At 58.5% G+C, this 18227-nt stretch carries 11 protein-coding genes; 6 read left to right on the forward strand and 5 right to left on the reverse strand.

Going from position 1 to position 18227, the window contains the following annotated elements; genetic code table 11:
- Both VQ03_RS09780 and VQ03_RS09785 read right to left on the reverse strand, forming a co-directional pair.
- The coding region (locus tag VQ03_RS09780) for a hypothetical protein (RefSeq protein ID WP_048450692.1) at positions 1 to 1307 on the reverse strand (1307 nt) is incomplete at its 3' end.
- A gap of 34 nt (positions 1308 to 1341) precedes the next feature.
- The gene (locus VQ03_RS09785) at positions 1342 to 2280 is read right to left on the reverse strand and encodes a hypothetical protein (RefSeq protein ID WP_053078480.1); all 939 of its coding nucleotides are present in this window, start codon (positions 2278 to 2280) and stop codon (positions 1342 to 1344) included.
- 864 nt (positions 2281 to 3144) lie between these two features.
- Between VQ03_RS09785 and VQ03_RS31740 the strand changes: the two genes are divergently transcribed.
- The 6 genes from VQ03_RS31740 to VQ03_RS09800 all read left to right on the forward strand — a co-directional run bounded on the left by VQ03_RS31740 (position 3145) and on the right by VQ03_RS09800 (position 11833).
- Positions 3145 to 4464: an O-antigen ligase family protein gene (locus VQ03_RS31740; RefSeq protein WP_083467897.1), complete on the forward strand. Its 1320-nt coding sequence runs from the start codon at positions 3145 to 3147 to the stop codon at positions 4462 to 4464.
- Positions 4465 to 5091: 627 nt separating this feature from the next.
- A complete protein-coding gene (locus VQ03_RS09790; RefSeq protein WP_208605493.1) occupies positions 5092 to 7410 on the forward strand; it encodes a WD40/YVTN/BNR-like repeat-containing protein in 2319 nt (772 codons plus the stop codon).
- A gap of 163 nt (positions 7411 to 7573) precedes the next feature.
- The gene (locus VQ03_RS09795; RefSeq protein ID WP_048450694.1) at positions 7574 to 8893 is read left to right on the forward strand and encodes an oligosaccharide flippase family protein; all 1320 of its coding nucleotides are present in this window, start codon (positions 7574 to 7576) and stop codon (positions 8891 to 8893) included.
- 296 nt (positions 8894 to 9189) lie between these two features.
- On the forward strand, positions 9190 to 9324 hold the full coding sequence (locus VQ03_RS34995) for a hypothetical protein (protein WP_280948474.1): 135 nt from the start codon (positions 9190 to 9192) through the stop codon (positions 9322 to 9324).
- Between the two features lie 972 nt (positions 9325 to 10296).
- The gene (locus VQ03_RS31745) at positions 10297 to 10971 is read left to right on the forward strand and encodes a sugar transferase (RefSeq protein WP_245292029.1); all 675 of its coding nucleotides are present in this window, start codon (positions 10297 to 10299) and stop codon (positions 10969 to 10971) included.
- A gap of 40 nt (positions 10972 to 11011) precedes the next feature.
- Complete coding sequence (locus VQ03_RS09800; protein WP_245292030.1) at positions 11012 to 11833, forward strand: WecB/TagA/CpsF family glycosyltransferase; 822 nt, start codon at positions 11012 to 11014, stop codon at positions 11831 to 11833.
- A gap of 315 nt (positions 11834 to 12148) precedes the next feature.
- On the opposite strand, the gene VQ03_RS30945 is transcribed toward VQ03_RS09800, so the two are convergent.
- The 3 genes from VQ03_RS30945 to VQ03_RS32945 form a co-directional block, all read right to left on the reverse strand.
- Positions 12149 to 13867 carry a DUF3772 domain-containing protein gene (locus VQ03_RS30945; RefSeq protein ID WP_083467899.1) on the reverse strand — a complete coding sequence of 573 codons (1719 nt, stop codon included), beginning with the start codon at positions 13865 to 13867 and terminating at the stop codon, positions 12149 to 12151.
- A gap of 658 nt (positions 13868 to 14525) precedes the next feature.
- A complete protein-coding gene (locus VQ03_RS09810) occupies positions 14526 to 15548 on the reverse strand; it encodes a glycosyltransferase family 2 protein (RefSeq protein WP_048450695.1) in 1023 nt (340 codons plus the stop codon).
- Positions 15549 to 16095: 547 nt separating this feature from the next.
- Positions 16096 to 17415 carry a GumC family protein gene (locus tag VQ03_RS32945; protein ID WP_157064049.1) on the reverse strand — a complete coding sequence of 440 codons (1320 nt, stop codon included), beginning with the start codon at positions 17413 to 17415 and terminating at the stop codon, positions 16096 to 16098.
- Between the last annotated feature and the right edge of the window lie 812 nt (positions 17416 to 18227).

An 18227-nucleotide genomic window follows, 5' to 3' on the forward strand; every position in this document is an offset into this window, starting at 1 on the left:
GGCCGGGCCCTCGTCGCCGGGAGCGGGCCGGCCGGGGCGGCGGGGAGGCGGGCGGGAACCGGGGCCGCCTCGCGGGTGAGGTGCGCGATGATCCGCTTCGAGACGGCGACGATGTCGGCGCCTCCAGTGAAGGCGTAGCGGCAGGCACTCACCAGGAAGCGCGGCGCCAGCCCGGCCGGCACGCTCCCGGCGACGAGGGCCCGGCCGGCCGCCTCGATGGCGGCCTGGTCGGCGGCGGTGAAGGGGATGACGCGCGCCAGCGATCGTTCGCTCAGGTTCCGGCGCGGCTGGTACATGATCTCGTTCACGATGGCCGGGATGGCCCGCGGCGCCGCATCGAGCAGCACCTGGGGGATCCGGTGGCCGCGCCGGGGGTCGTAGAGCCCGCGCCAGACCGTCTCGAGCGCCTCGGCCTCCCGGGCAAAGCCCATGCTCCTCATCGCCTCGGCCAGGATCAGGCCGCGCAGGAGACCGGTCGGATGGGCGCCGCCCGGGCGGTAGGTCATGACCTTGTCCTCCGGATGGGCCAGGAACTCCGCCATGCCCCAGCCGACGGCCGGGCCGCCGAGCAGGAGTGCCGCCAGATCGGCGAAGATCTCCTTGTGCCAGCGCCCGAAGATGCTGATCGCCCGGGCCGGCAGATCCTCCGTGACCAAGCGCTCCAGGACCGCGTGCTGGTTCTCCTCCCAGATCCCGAGATCCGCCTGGAGATTGTGGGCGACCTCGTGCAGGAAGGTGGCCTGCCAGGGCTTCTCGCGGTCCCAGGGAATCCGGATCAGCGGGAACGGGTTGCGCTCGCCCATCAGGCGGCCCAGCGTCACGCCGCGCCGCATCGTCATCGGCGAGTAGCCGTGCTCCAGATACGTGACGGGCGCCAGCAGCGACCCGGAGAAGATCCGCGGCGCGGCCTTCCGCACCGCCCTGTAGCAATCGGCCGCGATGACATCGTGCGCGGCCAGGGCCGGCGCGAAGGCGCTTCCCCGCTGGGCGAAGACCTCGAAGAACATCCCGAAGGAGCGCCGGGCCCGGTCGATCTCCCGCTCGACCATCGCGAGGGCCAGGAGCCGGTCCGAGGGCGTGGCCTGGGGTCCGATCCGGTCGAGCTCCTCCAGGCGCTGGCGGATGACCGCGTCGATGCTGGCGAGGCGGCGGTTCGCCGCCTCGAAATGGGCCCGGGAGGGGGCATGGCGCAGGTCCTGCGGGCGCAGGCCGACCGTGGCGGGGCTGAGGGTCGTCAGACGGTGAGCCCGGCTCTTCAGGGTCCTGGCCTTCGCCACCAGGAAGCGGTGCAGGGGACTGGCAGCCATGCGGACCTCCCGGTGCCGGCCGATCCGCAGGGGATCACCCGATCACGATGCGGATCTCTCCCGGGCCCGACACGCGCAGCGTGCGGCTGCGGCCGGGCTCCCCGTAGCCGCGATGGCCCTGGTCGAGCCCGCCGCCCGAGGCCAGCCGCCGCAACAGACGCTGGCCGCGCGGCGAGGGCTGGGCCAGGCGGCGCAGGAGGGCGGGATTCTGCGAGACCTTCGCGGCCGTGCTCGCGACGACCCGCGGCCGGAGGGCCGCCGGCGTACCCTTGGAGACGGTGGTGCGCAGGACGCTGCGGGCCACCTTCGGCAAGGCGCGCACCGCCGAAGGACCGCCCTGGCGCACAAGGGTCTGGGCGGCGCGGTTCATCGTGCGCACCGCCTGACGCCGCTGATGCGCGGAGAGCTGGGCGCCGCTCTGCTTCATGACGGTCCGGGCCGCGAGCCCGGCGACGACCGGAAGCGCCCGGCGGTCGCGGGCGGCGAGTTCGGCCACGGCCTCCAGGGCTTCCTCCTCGGACGCCCCTTCCGCGCGCAGCTTGCCGATCATCCGGGCCGCGGTGGCGGCGGCCTGGGCGGCGGGATGCGGGATCACGCTCAGGACCGGGGCGGCGGCGCGGGCGATCTTGCCGACGACCGGCAAGGCGCTGCGGATGCCTTTCACGATCTTGCCGAAGAACTCGTCCTCCTCCTCGGCCATGAGCGCGGACGCCATCACCTCCTCGAGGGCGTCGCTCTCCTCGGCCCCGTCGGCCTCGGCCTCGTAGCCGTCCATGCCGTCGAAGCCAGCCCCGTCCTCCTCCTCCCCGCCCCACTCGGCCTCGCCGGCGTCGAACCCGTCTTCCTGCTCGCCCTCGGCACCGTGGCCGTCGAGAAAGTCGGCGGAATCCGCATCGTCCGCATACATCTCGGCGGCGCCTTCGGCTTCCTGGTAAGCAAGGTCTTCGAGTAGTTCGCGCTCGTTGATCGCCATAGCACGTCCTCCGTCGAAAGGCGGCTTTGCCGGCCGCCTGGCTACGTTGCGGTCCGCCGGCCGGGGGCCGGTCACGAAAACTCCCGCTGCGCCGACGCTGCCGGACAGGGCAATGGCGGCGATCGGGAGCGTCATGAGGGACACTGAGGGTGAACCGGCTGAGCCGATCTCCAGGCGCCTTCATGCCGGCATGACATCAAGAATCGGCGCTTCTCGACAGACGCCTGTTCTTCGTAGAGGGGCCAGGCTAGCCGGGGCGCCGTAGACTGGGCGGGCTGGGCCGGCTGGTGTAGCTCGGATGAGCGATCTCGCCTGAACGAGGCTGTTCCTCGGAGGAGCGTGGCGCCTGATAGGCAGCGATTCCCGCCAGCGCGCCGCTCGCCGCCAGCGCGTGGCGCGATATGTCGCCGGTGACGGCGAGCGGGTCAGGGAGCCACACGCGACGCCGTGTCGCCAGCTCCCGGATGGCGTGGCGCCGCATGATCGCCCGAACCGCGATGGGCGGGCTCATCCCTTCGGGGTCCTCTGGCGCAGATCTTACACTTTTGGATGAGGTGCGCGGGAAAAGTGACGGGGCGATGCGAAGTTTGGCGATCGGCAGTACCACGATATGCAGGCTGCCCATCGCGGATGCGGTGTGATTTGCATGTGTTGCCACTGAATGTTGCCGGCGTGATCGGTGGAGTGAGTACGATATTGATGAATCGATGACAGAAATAATTGATTTTGTTCGTATTGATTTTAGAGATTTCATTTGATTTATGACAATTACTAAATAGGAGAGTAGATCATGGCGAATGATTCATGAGATATTCTTGTTGATTTATTTGAATTCCATCTCGCAAGGCGATCGGAGCTCCATGAATGACGATCTCGGATGAGAGCAACTCCGGTGTCCATCATGACTCGTGGATCGCTGTTTTTGCTCTATTGCTGCTATTTGCTCTCACAGCTGCAGCGCCGCTGACGTCCCTGACGGGTGGTGACGTCGCAGGCGAAGGAAGCTTGCTGCGGCAAGTCGGATTTATCGTAATATTTGGAGTCGCCTTTGTGGGTGTGAAAGGATATTCTGATTTATCAAAAATCATCGAACTTCCGCGCTCAATCATTTTAACGCTTATGTTCTGTGCGGTGACACTGTACTGGGCAATCGATCCGGAAATCGGTGCGCGGCGTCTCATTCTCACATGCGTGATCATTTCTACGATATTCATGTTGGTGCATTATCTGTCAATCGAACGGTCCATCGAGCAGGCACGTATTGTTCTATCCTGTGTTTTGCTTGCAAATTTTGCGAGCGTATTGCTCTTTCCTCAATACGCAATACATCAAGAGGAGGCTTTCGGTGATCCAGGCTTGGCAGGCGATTGGCGCGGAATCTACCCGGAAAAAAATGCGGCGGGTGCAATAACGGCTTTCACAATCATTTTATATATTTTCCACGCCGGCGCATCGAGCGTTATGTATCGCGCAGTTATCGTCGGCGCGAGCTTTGTTTTTCTCTATTTTAGTGGATCGAAGACTTCTTTCGCTCTCGTCATATTATCTATCATATTCGGATGGATTTATTCTAAATACAATTCAAAATACAATCATGTGATTTTTTGGTCGCTCTGTTTTGTATTGTGTGTCATGGGCATTATCATGATGAATTATTGGGACGAGTTGTTAATGCCGTTCAGTCGCGAAGATGCTTTGACCGGCCGCGTCCAGATTTGGCCGATCATGATCGCGTATCTTTCGGAGCACCCATTCGGAGCTGGCTTCGGTTCATTCTGGAACATTGGTGCTGATAGCCCGATCTACGTATATTCCATGAATAAAACTTGGATCAAAAAAATTACATCAGCTCATAATGGTTATCTTGATATCGCGTCTCAAATCGGACTCGTCGGGCTAGGCGCAGTGGTTATAACTTTTGTAATCATTCCTTTATCTGATTTGGCTATTAACGCGACGGTCTATAAACCAAGAGGTGCAATTGTATTTGCTATCTTGATATTCTGTATCGGTCACAATTTTACAGAATCAAGCATTCTTGATCGCGATAACATCGTTCAGATATTTTTTATGTTTTCCCTTGCCTTGTTGTCGACGATGCGTAAGGAATCGCCGTTGGATACTGTGTCGGAAGAGCCTTCGAGATCCGAGGCTGTAGCCCAAAAAATGTACAACGAAATTTGAAATATTTTTGCGGCATATTCAAATGACATCGATTCAGGAAGGGATGTCGATGATTGCGCCGACCCGCGATCCATGAAATGTGATCGCGGCGAAGGATGATAAAAGATATAAATTATTCTCAAGGCTAAATGTATGTTCTTATACCGCACGCTCAGATGTATTAATTTGACAGAAATAATTCTCTAATCTTTGATATACATAAAAATAATTACTCAAATACCTCAATGGTAAATCCCTGATGCAGGGCTATCATACCTTTGTTGTAGCAGGTGCTCTGGTCAGCTTGCGCAGCACGATGTGACATGCTCTTACTTGGCGACAATCTCGGCGAGATCCTCGGAGAGGAGTGGAATCTTGCGATTCACGATCGCGTTCGCCTTGTCCGTTTCAGCTTCGAGTAGAGTACAAACCCTCCGGGTCGATCTTGACGACGCATTTGCGAGATTCTGTCATTCGATCATACGTCTTGTTCTCTGCACAGCGCTGTCTGAGATGATACGATCAAACTTTCTGGTGCCGCGCAGATCTGTGGCGGGGCGCCGGTCGTCTGCCGTCTTCGCCTCTCTCAGGGCATCGCGCCGGAACCCAACTGCGCCGCACCCGACGGCAGGATGCTCGAACGGTAGCGTGTCCGGGCCGACGGGCATGGCATGCGTCGTCCTGCTGGCGGGAGCGGTGCTCGGCGGGTGCGTCGCCCAGCGCGCCGCAGCACAGCCTGAAACCTATTCCTGGAAGCGGGTCGCCATCGGTGGTGGTGGCTTCATCACGGGATACAGTTCAGATGATGCCGGCGTCACCCGTGTCGCTCGGACAGATGTGCATGGTGCTTACCTGTGGCATGCCGAGCGTGACCGCTGGGTACAGCTTGTCTCGAGCGCAACGATGCCGGAGAAATTTCATGTGCAGGACGGCTTCAACGAGGGTGTCTATGAGGCTGTTGTGGCTCCCTCGCGGAGAGATCGCATATACATGGCAGTGAAGGGGCGAGTATTCTGGTCTGACGATCGCGGGCGTCGTTTCTCGGCATCGGAAGCCGGCCTCCCCACCCCGCTGAACCTTCATCCGAACGGGGAATTTCGCGGCTATGGACCGTTTCTGGCGGTCAGCCCGGACAATCCCGATCTCGTTCTGTTCGGAACGCCGGAGAATGGGCTCTTCCGCTCGGAGGATGGCGGCAAGAGCTGGGCACGCGTCGAGACGGTTCCGCCAGCCGCAAGGCTCCGCCATCGCGATGTCGAGCCCAGCCCCGGCCTTCCGATCTGGTTCGAACGCGGCAGGCAGAATTCAGCGAGCCGTGTCTGGGTTATGTCCGCTGGTCACGGCATGCTGCTGTCCCAAGACGCGGGCCGCAGCTTTCTCCCACTCCCGATCTCCGGTGGCCCACGACCGACCGTGATCAGCCAGGGAGCATTCACGTCGGACGGTACCTTCTACGGGGTCGATCCCGAGCAAGGACGCGTGTGGCGGTTCCGGGACCAGCGATGGACGGATCTCGTCGGGAGCAAGGCGATCCCGACGGCGACATTCGTGTCGGTCGCCGCCGATCCGCATCGAGACAGGATCCTGGTTTTCGATCAAGGCGGCGTTGCCTATCGCTCGAGCGACGGGGGCGCGAGCTGGGTCCGCCTGTTTCATCGATCGCGGCCGGGCGAGCGCGACCCGCCCTGGTTGCGCGTCAGCAATCAATCGTATTTCGCGATGGGTCCCGTCCTGTTCGACCCGAAACGTCCCGACCGGATCTGGGCCGGGACGGGAACAGGCGTCTACTACGCCGACCTGCCGGACTGGCTCCCAACCGTGACCTGGATCAGTCAAACCCGTGGCATCGAGGAGTTGGTGGCGAACGATGTCGTTCAGGCATCAGGTCAGCCGCCGCTCTTCGCAGTTCTCGATTTCGGCGTTCACCGCAAGGTCGATCTGCAATCGTATTCCACCACCTACGGACCCAAGGAGCGGGTACTGATCGCGGTGCAGCAATTGGCGCTCACGCCGGCGGACCCGTCTTTCGTGGCAACGAACGCGTCGGACACCAGGACTGGCTGCTGCTGGCAGGACGGAGACGCCGTGCTCGCCGGGTTCAGCACCGATGGGGGACGGACCTGGACGAAGTTTCCGAGCCTCCCGACCCCCCAGGGCACGAGCAGCAGCGATCCATGGCGAATGTCGTTCGGGACGATCGCGGTATCGGCCGGCAGTCCCGACAACATCGTCTGGGAGCCGTCCTTCCATCGTGCGCCGTTCTACACCCGTGATCGCGGCCGGACATGGCAGCCGATCCGGCTCGATGGCCGCCCGACGGTACGAGGTTCGCACGGGCAGCGCTTTCTCCAACGCAAGACGCTGACTGCCGACGGTCGCGACGCCGGCACGTTCTATCTCGCCTATGGCGCAGGCAGCGGGGACGCAAAGCTCGCCGGCTTGTGGCGGACGGTGGACCAGGGCGCGACCTGGCAACAGGCTTACAAGGGAGAGATCGCACCCGGGAGCGATCACGCGGCGAAGCTTCGCGCCGTGCCAGGTCGGGCAGGGGACCTCTTCTTCACCTCCGCGGTGTCCGGCGAGAGCGATACCCGCCTCAGGCGAAGCTCCGACGGCGGCGCAACATGGACGCCGATCCGCACCATGGACCGCGTCGACGATATCGCCTTCGGCAAACCCTTCCGCGATCCCGGCCCGCCGACGATTTTCGTCTCCGGCCGCCTGTCCGGGCGCTACGGGATATGGCGCTCCATCGATGATGCCGCGACCTGGACGCGGGTCGGGCGCTTCCCCCTGGGATCACTGGATCAGGTCACAGTACTGGGTGCCGATCCAAACCAGTTCGGGCGTGTTTACATCGGGTATCTGGGTTCCGGCTTCGTCGTCGGGGAGCCGGCGCCCTGCCGTCCTGGACCTTACGCGTTTGCCGATCCGGACGAATGCACCGCCGTCGAAGCGGGTGAATGACGTTCGCAACGAGAGAGCGGGATCGCTTGCCGATGGACCTCAACGACGAAGCGAGTTTGCCGGTGCCGTGCGGGAGCGCCCCCGACCGGAGCCGCCTCCGCAGCCTGCCGGGCTGCGTCCGAGGTGACGTCCCGTCGATCGTCGCTCGCAGGGCCCGGCCTCGATGAGCTTCGGATCGGATTCCGTTCAGGGCAAGACCCTGTGGACGATCGGCACCTACGCCGCCTCCTTGGCGATCCGGCTCGGCACCAACGTGGTCCTGTCGCGCATGCTCGCGCCGGACATCCTGGGCGTGATGGTCGTCGTGCACAGCGTGAGGTACGGCGTCGAGCTTCTCACGGATGTCGGAATCGAGCAGAACATCATCCACAATTCTCGTGGAGCAACCAGGCCGTTCTTGAACACTGCGTGGACTTTGCAGATTATACGCGGCGGTATCTTGAGCTTGGTTTTTTTGTCGATGTCGCCGTTTCTTTCAAATTTATTCAATATTTCTAGGGATATTTTCATGGTCATAAGCCTGGCGCCGTTCATCAACAGTCTTTGCTCGACATCAGTCTTTCTTCTCGTGCGGTCCCTCAATGTCAGGGCGCGCAACTTGTTCGAGCTCGGCGCCGAATCCCTGGCGTTCCTGATCAGTGTTACGTTTGTGTATATCACGCCCACGATCTGGGCGCCGGTCCTCGGCGTGATCTGCGCTCTGATCGTGAGAAGCGCCCTGAGCTACCTCTTACCGCATCCCGCGCATCGATTGACCCTCGACGCACGCTCGACACGCGAAATCCTGAACTTCGGGAAGTGGATCATGGTGTCGAGCTTCACCATCTACGCTTCCACCAACATTGACAAGTTGTACCTCGGAACCTCGATCCCGTTCCAGCTGCTCGGCATCTACGGGCTGGCACGGACGATCTCGGATCTTCCGCCGATACTGGCGACACGCCTCAGCTACCAGATCGTCTTTCCCATGCTTGCGGCCACGGAAGAGCGGGGTGAGTCCGTCACGGGATCGCTGTCGGCCACTCGGTGGAAATTCGTTCTGCTCGCGTCGCTCTCCATCGGCAGTGCAGCCTCATGGTCTGACTTTGCGATCAAGATTCTGTACGATGCCCGCTATCACGAAGCGGGCTGGATGCTGTTCGGACTTCTCTTGGCGGCATGGTTCGCCGTGATCTCGAACCTGAACGAGGGAACACTGCTTGCCCGCGGCAAGCCGGCTTACAACAGCTTGTCCAATACCGTCCGGCTGCTGATCCTGGCAGTCGGTGTACCCTTGAGCGTCGCAAACGCGGGGCTCGTGGGCTGCATCGCCGTTATCATCGCGAGCGAACTATGCCGGTACGTCGTCGTCCTATATGGACAGAGCCGGTTCGGGCTGATGTATCTCCGACAGGATACGATATCGACGATGCTGTTGATCGCCACGATCGCAATCTGGGCCTGTCTACGCTCGGCCTTGTCGCTCGGACAACCCTGGCAATAGGACATGATCAACTGTTCTCAGCCGCGATCGTGCCCGACATAATGTATATATTCGAGAATTTACATGTAAAAAAGTTAATCGCTTGCATTCAGTAAGAAGGTCGGTACATCAAAGAACCATGCCGGCCACCGGCAAGGCCGTCGCACGATCCGACGACATCTCGATCAGGCATCCAGGCCATGGCGGGGCCGTCGGTCGTCCCCCTGCACGGACCGACAGCCGATACGCTCCGCCGGTCGCCTCCACCCTCCTCGGGCCGTCGCAGACTTCGCCTCCGGCAGGATCCCGACTGGTCGATGCGCGACCCCATGCGCATCGAGTTGCCGCCTGCCGCCCTGATGACGGCCTTCGACGGCAGCGACCAGCAGACGGGCTCGTCCGCCGAACCGCAGCGCTCTCGAGCAGATTCGTTCGAATGCGTTGTGGTTTGATGGTCTGCATTGGGTGCCGATCGCGCGGAAGCGATGGAGACCGGGCTCGGCGCCTCCATCAGGTGTGAGCAAGGCCTCACGCGGTGAAGACGCCGGAAGGCGACGACTGAGGCCTCGGCATCGGCTCAGATCCAGGAACAGGACAACCAGACATTGGTGCACCGGGCGCGGTCCATGGTGCTTCTGGGGGCATCGAGTGTCGGAAGGCCGCATCTGATCATCGGTCGAAGCGAAAAATGCGGTCATGTTCAGGCTGAAACTGGGCCTTAATCATATCAGGCGCCATTCATAACTGTGACATTCTCTAGCAATCCGCGTGGCACATGCGATAAAAAAAGACGATTACCAAGCTTGATTGGGGGCTCATGCCATTTTCGAGTCAAAAATCAGATTGTCGAGAGGGAATAAATTGATAAAAAACCTCCGATAGCCACGCTTTGTTCTGCAAGGGGTCACCCAGGCGCGCTGCCGTTTTGGAAATTTGAACGCCCGCCGCGCATCGGATCATCACTCGGTGCTTTCAGTGATCAAGCACCTCAGAAGACTATCTCTTCATCTGCCATAGGTTTTGCCATCTCGACCGATCGGTTGAAGCATGAATGATGCAAATTCGCATGATGGCCTATTCAATGAATATCCATTTCTCAGAGTTGTATCGGGCGGCGTCAGAGATTCGAAGCAAAAACGCGTCGGAACGTTGATCTGTAAGCAGTTAGAAAACAATTTGATCATCGGGTGCTCGTTCACTCATGCGGCGCGAGTGATTTGACAAAGCTATATACAACCCTAAATTGCGCTACATGAGTGACAAAGTCTACAAAAATGATCTATGACAATACTGTAATACGTTCGAGCTTGGCTATTGACAAAAGCTTGAATAAGATTAATCATTCGTATACATCCACTCATGGCAAGCAGCGTGCAGCATTGCCCGCAAATAAAAACCAGCTTGACTGTCGTGGAGGTCCGAAAATGACTGCCTATAAGGGTAATAATTATGATTTAGAAAATAATATAACACACGAAATTAGTAAAGAAACAGCTTATATTGCCGACAGAATCATCAGAAATATCGGAATAGAACCGGCAATTGCCGTTGGAGCTGTAGTTCTTCTTTCTCCGTTGCTGCTACTGATCGCAATCATCATCTGTCTTGAAACCAAAGGGTCGCCGATATTTACGCAGGCACGCACAGGCTTGAATGGGAAAATATTCCGCATCTATAAGTTCAGAACGATGACGGTCCAAGAAGATGGAAAAAATGTTGTACAAGCTGTTAAGTACGATAAAAGAATTACAAGATTTGGGAAGATTCTTAGAAAGACAAGTTTGGATGAGTTGCCGCAGTTAATAAACATCATCAAATCTGATATGTCTATCGTCGGCCCGCGACCGCACGCGACGGCGCACGATTTGTATTATTGCAATATAATCAAGAATTATAACAACCGTTTTGCTGTAAAACCAGGAATGACGGGGTGGGCACAGATCAATGGATGCCGGGGGGAGACCGAGCATATCGATCAGATGGATCGGCGGGTGGCTCTCGACTTATGGTACATCGAGAATAAATCCGTTTTACTTGACGCCTATATTATAATGATTACAGTAATGAAAGAGTTTATTACGTCGAAACGTGCCTACTAAAATCGACTCAAAAACAAAGATCGAAGGGAAGGATGATGTAATGTATGATTTTTATTCTGACAAGATTCTCGTCGGCGGCATTCCGATCAGCCGTCTGACGCGCTCCGAGCTCGCAAGCCAGATGGTGGCCGATTGTCGCGCTGCGAAGAGCGGAAAGTTGGGAGTTCCGAAAGTTGTGATATCTGCAAACGGCTCTGTCGTCGCAGCATACCACAGTGATCAGAAATTTTCATTCCACGTTGATCAGGCGGACATCGTCGATGCGGACGGCATGCCGTTGGTTTTTGCTTCAAAGATGCTATGTAAAGCACCGTTGAGGGAACGGGTGGCGACGACTGATTTCATTGAAGATGCGGGCAGGGCGGCTGCCGAGAACGCGATCCGCTTTTATTTCTTAGGCGGACGACCTGGTATCGCCGCCGATGCGGCCGGCAAGCTGACGGCCCGCTACCCGGGCCTGCAGGTGGTCGGTTGCCGGCATGGATACTTCTCCCGCGAGGACGAGGCATCCCTCTGCGATGAGATCGTTGCATCGGGGGCGCAGGTGCTCTGGCTCGGTCTCGGGAGTCCGATCCAGGAACGTTTCGCGATCGAGCACCGGGACCGCCTGCGCGGGCTGGCGTGGATCCGTACCTGTGGCGGCCTGTTCGATCACATCGCGGAGCGTGTGGCACGAGCCCCGGCCTGGATGCAGTCGAGCGGTCTCGAGTGGTTGCATCGCGCGGCGATGGAACCGCGCCGACTCGGATGGCGGTACATCAGCACCAACCCCGTCGCGGCCTACCACTTGCTGACCAAGACGTCGGATATGGTCGGCCCGGCCACTGAACAGGTTCCCGAGAATCAATCATCGCTCGCTTGATCAGAGTGATGGCTGCGATCGAACATCATCAATATAAGATTTTCAAAATGTGCGAGATAGATTAATATCGTTTTTTCACGTATTTCATCATGATTTGACAGCCGATCGCTTCTTGATGTCGCCGGTTGTGGTCTTATTGTATTGTGAAATCGCCGCGAGGTCATGATCCGTGTCAGCGCGCCGGAGTCTCTGTCGTGCCGGCCTCATGACGGAATCCCTCCGCGCCGCCTCGATCATGGTGGCGATCGGCTGACGGCAGGGCGCGCGGCCCGGCCGCCGCGCCGCCTCCGGGGGTGGGCATCGAATCGCACGATATCAGTCGGTGTCCTCCGCCTGAGCGGATGTGCTGAGGGCGGCCATGGCGTGGGGGTAGCGCGCGAAGCGCAGGCCCTCCTGCCGGAAGGCCTCGGCGATCCGGTGGTGGAGGTCCGAGCGCACCTGGCGCTTGTTCTCGAAGCGGTCGGCGCTGCAGCGGACCTCCAGCTCCTGACCGATCTCGGTGATGCGCACGAACAGGACGCGGGGCTTCGGGGTCTTGAGCACGTTGGCGTGGCCCTCGGCCGCCGTCACCACGACGGCGTCCGCCCGCGCCACGTCCGCGTCGTGGTCCAGGACCAGGGTGAAGCGCAGCTCCAGGTTTGCATTGGCCAGGTTGCGGTTGCGCACCACGGAGGCGATCAGGTCGGAATTCGGGATCACGACGCTCGCCTGCTGGAAGGTGCCGATCACCGTGGAGCGCACGCTGATGCGCTGCACGCGCCCTTCCTCCCCCTTGATCACCACGACGTCGCCGACCCGCACCGGACGCTCGGCCAGCAGGATCAGGCCCGAGACGAAGTTGCCGACGATGGATTGCAGCCCGAAGCCGATGCCGATCGAGAGGGCGCCGGCGATGACGGCGATATTCTGGGCGTTGATGCCCATCAGGGAGAGGGCGCCGAGCGCGGTGACGGCGAAGCCCGCATAGCCCAGCACGGTGCGGATCGAGTGGCGCAGGCTCGGGTCCAGGCTGGTCCGCGGCAGCAGGGCCGTGTCCATCCAGTCCACCACCAGCTTGGTGCCGACGATCCCGAGCACGAAGGCGAGGAGGGCGAAGCCGAAGGTGCCGAGCCCGCTGCGCAGGTCCGTCGTGGCGAACCAGGCGGCGAAATCGCCGAACGGGTTCACGTCCCCGTATTCCAGTCCCCACGGCGCGAGGACGATGAGGCCGGTGGTGACGATGACGGCCAGGCGGGTCAGGCCCGACAGGGCCACGCCGGCGAGATCGATGGCGTGATGGCTCAGCCCGAGCATGGCCGCCAGCGCCGCCCCGGCCCGCGTCTGGCTGGCCTGGCCGCGGCCGAGCAGCTGGTCGAGCGTCGTCACGATCAGGACCGCCACCGCCACGGCCAGGCAGGACATCGCGAGGGACACGTAATCGGCCCAGGATCGCAGCAGCTGCTCGGTCTGGACGGCGAATCTCGGCAGCTCGACCGTCGCCACGTCCCGCCAGAAGATCGGGTCGAGGATGCTGGCGACGTTCATCGTCAGGCGCTTCGCGAAGAGCGTTCGGCGGATCTCGGTCAGCCGATGCCACATCTGTTCGCTCTGCTGCGCGGCCAGGAGAACCGGCCGGTACTCGGCCTCGAAGGCGGCCTGGAGGGCGGCGAGTTCGCGGCGCTGCGCGGCGACCGCCTCCGTCTCGTCCCAGGCGGGTTTCGGCCCGAGTCGGGCTACCTGCTGGTCGAGATCCCGCTGGCGGCGCTCCAGCTGCTGCAGGCGGGCCCGCAAGGCCTCGCGCAGCGGCTCGATGGCGTTCCGCGCGCGCAGGGCGCCGGCGTAATCCTGCTCGATCCGCGGCAAGGCCTCCTCGGTCTCGCGGAGGAGCTGCCGCGTCTCCGGTACGAGTCCGCCCGTCTGCGCTGCAGCCGGCAGCGCAAGCCAGATCGACAGGAGGACGATCAGGAGCGGAGGCAGGGTGAGGCGCCGGGCCGCCCTCGCGCTGAGTCGGGCGTGCCCGGGAGCGTGGGATTTCAAGGAGGACGGTACGCGCATCAGCCTGCAACCTCGGCCACCCTGCGGCGTGCCGTTCGAAACGTCTCGATCGTGTCGTGGAGCGGACGCGCCGGAAGGCAGCCCCGGAGCGTCGGTTCGAGGGATCTGCCGGACGGCCGGGTCCGGGGCCGCATCTGCCGAACCATCAGGGCACCGTCCCTGGTCTCTTCGATGCGGCGGACGCCCTGCCGCCTCGGCGAGCCCGGATCGTCATCCGCGGCGGCGGCGGGCGCTTCCGCAGCACCGGCCCGAGACGAAGGCCGGCGCAGGATTCCCGCACCGGAATGGAACCACCGCGCGCACGGTGCCTGACGCAGGGAGGACGAGGGACGCGAAGAGGGGCCGGATCATCGTTGCACCTGGACACTCCCCGCCGGCATCATGCCGGATGAAACGCCGTCTCCCTCCAAAGTCTTAACGGGCTTGTGCGGGCCGGGGTGCACGTCTCCCCTTGGAACGCGGAGATCGTAAAATGAGACGCACGGGCAATGTGGATATCCCGGGACCGATCATCGGCCATGCCGGCGCACGACCGCAGCGAGCTTCATCTGTGATGCGTCGCCGAACCGTGGCAAGACCAGCGGTATCTCGAGCAACGGCTACCGCGTTACCAGCCGGCCGCGACGGCAGGTAAAATACTCTTCTTTCGGGAGCATTTTTAATTCTGCCTATGATTTGTCTTCTGTCTCTTAATGAAGATTGCCCGAATCGGGCTTTTTGGCGATACGCGCTTCCTGAATAATCCTGGGATCAGGCCAAATGCATTCACAAGCCAACCGGTCAAAGAATACAGACCTAAAGACAGTGATTTGCGCCGGAATGCAAGAAATATCAAAGGTGAGATGGCGATCGACAGGCACATGATAACCTTGATACGAGGGTCAAAATCAAGGCATGTTAGTATGATTAAAATACATAGCCACAGCCATACAATAATTGCATTGCGGACATGGCCAAGATTCCGAATAATTATGTTAAAATGCGGTTGAAACAGAGACCCTCTCACGATCTGCCCGATGGCCCCACTATTTCCCGATCGGATGCGCTTATAAAGAAGATGATAACTATTGATTGTGTGTCCAAAATGATAAACTGCTACGTTATCAATCCTCGCAAGCTTCCATCCTTTCGATAAAAGTCGAGCAGCTAGATCGAACTCCTCGAAAGCATGCAGATTTTGGTCGGAAAAATAACCGACTTGCGCGATGGCACTCGTTCTATATAATCCCCCACCGTCCAGTCTATCAACATCCCCGGAAATGTAGCTTTTCCCTCTGGCAAATGTTTCGGAACGAATGCGGAACTCACTATTGACCGCATTCATCTCTCGAACCTGCCCGCCGACGGCAGCATATTCCTCGTTACCATTAAGGAATTCTATTGCTGATGTCAAGAATTCACGGTCTAATATCATGTCTCCATCTAGCATATAAAAGTAATCGCCTGAAGAATATTGAAATGCCAACTGAGCCCCCACTCCCGGGGACCGCTCCGCCGACTTGGCCAATTGAACAATGTCTATATCAAATTTCGAAGCGATTTCGATAGTTCGATCGGTTGATCCGCTATCCGCTAAAATAATTCGCGTTTGAAACGGCGCGCCGGCCTGTATCGCGCTGGATATAGATTCTGCAATATGTTTCTCTTCATTGAAAGCCTTAATTCCGATTGTCAGTTGCATGTCGCCGACCCTCGATCCGACAGAAAATTGTTATGTTGAACATATACATAGGCGATCGGTCTATCAAAGACAATCGTGCTGCGTTGCTGAGGACCGTCGATGCTTTAGTGCGTATTGACCCCCATCATAGTGATGAGCCGAGTCGGTCGAGCGTTGGAGCCGGCCGGCTCGACAGCAGCGAAGCTGGTCAATGCCGAGAAAGGTCTGGTGCGGATGTTCTCCCGGTGGGTAGCAAGTGCAGAACCGGCCCGATCGACGCCTCCTCGCTCGAAGCTCAAGGTCACCGTGGCTCGTCTCGGCACAGATCCTGCGAAACTTCGTTTCGTCATAAGGTTGGTCGATCTGGCCCGGCTCCGGACCAAGCGGCACTCACCCGCCCGGTACCCCTTCAATCGGGAAGCGCCCAGGGTGCGCCTGCCACCGATCATCTGTCGGCTCCGGATCGATTGCGTCGTTGCCGTCATGTTATGCGGCGCGGTAAAAGTATTTATGTGTGCTGCTAAATAACGATGATCACATTTTCATAAATAACACCGCGCTATCTGTATCAACCCGGTGACGACATAAAATCATGAAGTATGATCGATCCGACGCTCAGCAGGGAGCTGATAAAAATTCCAACTGCAAGATATATCCATCCATTCGGCGCAATGCTCCGAGAGGGAAAAATTGCCGATTGGACAATTCTGACATTCGATATTCTTGCATTTCTGACATCCGAATTGAGCTTCTCTTCAACGTACCGCTTGCTATATGTTTCAGAATTCTGAGACGCTAGAGCCAGTTCGCGTCTCAATGTCAAGAAAGTTCCTTCCTTATGAGAAAGAATAGTGAGATCTTTGTTTACTTTATCTAAATCTCCAGCGATGCTCTTTTGCAGTTCCGAAAGACCGTGGAGATCGGCGTCGATCTTGAAAAGCAAAGCCAAAGAATCTTGATATACCCGAACTGTTATAAGGGGCGGATCGCCGGGGGACACTCGATCTTCGCGAGGACTGCCGATCCTATTCTTCGGAGAACCAAGTGCGTCTACGAGCTCAGAGACGAAAGGATTCTGGGCCACCTGCCGCAATCGACGCAGATGATCAGACACGGCGACCCTCTGTCCTTCCTTCTCCGCGATGGAGGCTCTGGCCGTCGATAAAGCCGCGGACAGGTCCGCCGCACGTTTCAGAAGGAGCGATCGTTGCTCGTCCGCCGCGTAAAGGCCCTGAGAGGACGAGAACGAGTCCAGCTCCCGCGAAACTCTTTGCACCTCCTCATCGAATTTCTTCTTCTGCGCTGCGAAGAAGTCTGCCGCGCCTGGCACTTGGTTCAACTCTATCTGGCGGTCGACGAAAGCTCGAGAAACGGCGTCGGCCATCTCGACGGCCAATTGCGGATTTGTGCTGCGGAAGGAGACGCGGATAAAATTTGTATTCGGCTCGACTCTGACAAACAATGATCTGCTTACAAAGGCGGTGGCGACATCAATTGGCTGTATTTTTGTAAAATCACCGATCGGCTTCTGATTGAAAAATTCTCTCAATTTTGCGCCAAGCCCGGATAGAAATGCCTCATTGCTCCCGAATCGCTCAATTCCAACCTTTTCGATTGCGGCGCGAATGACGGGCTGGCTATCAGCGATGCGAGCCTGAGAATTCGCCCATTCCGCGCTCCTGAAAGGCGCATCATCGGGGCGATTGATATCAGGTTGGCCCACGAGCAGAGTCGCAGACGCCTCAAAAACAGGTATTTTTAGTAAATATGCCGCAACAACTAATAATATTGAACCGGTAAAAATTGTTATTACCACTAATTTGCGACGCAATACTAGCCTTGAAATATATCTTAAGTTCATTACTTGCGGAGAGTGAGCTGTCATCATGATCGTCCCGATAGGGTTTGTCGGTATAAATAAGCGTGTAATATCCGAATGAGGCAAATTTTTCTAAATATTCAAAATACAAATACCGGTTAGATTTAAGGAATAAACTTTCTCGTGCCAACTCAAGAACAACGGATAAATATTTAATGAGATACGATCAGTGATAGATTGATTTCGTGACATTAGAGAGATCCCTGCACGTTGTCTTCATCGGAAGCAGGTTGAGTGTTTCGGTAATACCCCAATCATGCCAGGGAGATCACAGTACACGATGGATCATTCAGGCCTGACATTAAGGTGTATGGGTATGTCTGTCACTGATGGACATTCTAAGGAAATGCCGTGAGACGGTAAAATGTAATTTTTCGATTCGACGCCACTCCATCTGATCATAATAGAAATAATTATGATTGCACTATTAGATAATTATGTATAATATAGCTCAAACTTGTGTCGAAGATGTCTATCCTATTTCGGTAGGGGGCATCCAGGCGTAAGCCCTTGTAGGGAGCCAAGACGGCGTCAACCGACGTGGCTCACGGGTGTGGCGAGGGTTCGGGCCTTGCAAGCGCGACGAAGGCGGGGAGGTCGCCTCCAGGCTCCACTCCCGAGTCATCAGCACCGCGCCGGATCGGCAGTTCCGTGAGCAAGCCAAACGACAGCGTGATCCATGGTCGATGTGGTGCGGGCAGGGGGACGTGCAACAGGCCGAGCCGAAGCGTTCAGGCTCTTCCGTCCAGGCTCGAAGGAGGTGCTCACAGGGTGTGAGACCGGGCAGGATCGACAGCCGGTGGGCCTATGACCTCCTCAAG

It is taken from the genome of Methylobacterium tarhaniae, assembly GCF_001043955.1.
In the GTDB taxonomy this organism is placed as follows: Bacteria; Pseudomonadota; Alphaproteobacteria; order Rhizobiales; family Beijerinckiaceae; genus Methylobacterium; species Methylobacterium tarhaniae.

Coding starts and splice junctions, on each gene's coding strand:
- VQ03_RS09785 (WP_053078480.1), bottom strand. CDS start 2,280: ATGGCGATCAACGAGCGCGAACTACTCGAAGACCTTGCTTACCAGGAA.
- VQ03_RS31740 (WP_083467897.1), top strand. CDS start 3,145: ATGACGATCTCGGATGAGAGCAACTCCGGTGTCCATCATGACTCGTGG.
- VQ03_RS09795 (WP_048450694.1), top strand. CDS start 7,574: ATGAGCTTCGGATCGGATTCCGTTCAGGGCAAGACCCTGTGGACGATC.
- VQ03_RS34995 (WP_280948474.1), top strand. CDS start 9,190: ATGCGCGACCCCATGCGCATCGAGTTGCCGCCTGCCGCCCTGATGACG.
- VQ03_RS31745 (WP_245292029.1), top strand. CDS start 10,297: ATGACTGCCTATAAGGGTAATAATTATGATTTAGAAAATAATATAACA.
- VQ03_RS09800 (WP_245292030.1), top strand. CDS start 11,012: ATGTATGATTTTTATTCTGACAAGATTCTCGTCGGCGGCATTCCGATC.
- VQ03_RS30945 (WP_083467899.1), bottom strand. CDS start 13,867: ATGCGCGTACCGTCCTCCTTGAAATCCCACGCTCCCGGGCACGCCCGA.
- VQ03_RS09810 (WP_048450695.1), bottom strand. CDS start 15,548: ATGCAACTGACAATCGGAATTAAGGCTTTCAATGAAGAGAAACATATT.
- VQ03_RS32945 (WP_157064049.1), bottom strand. CDS start 17,415: ATGATGACAGCTCACTCTCCGCAAGTAATGAACTTAAGATATATTTCA.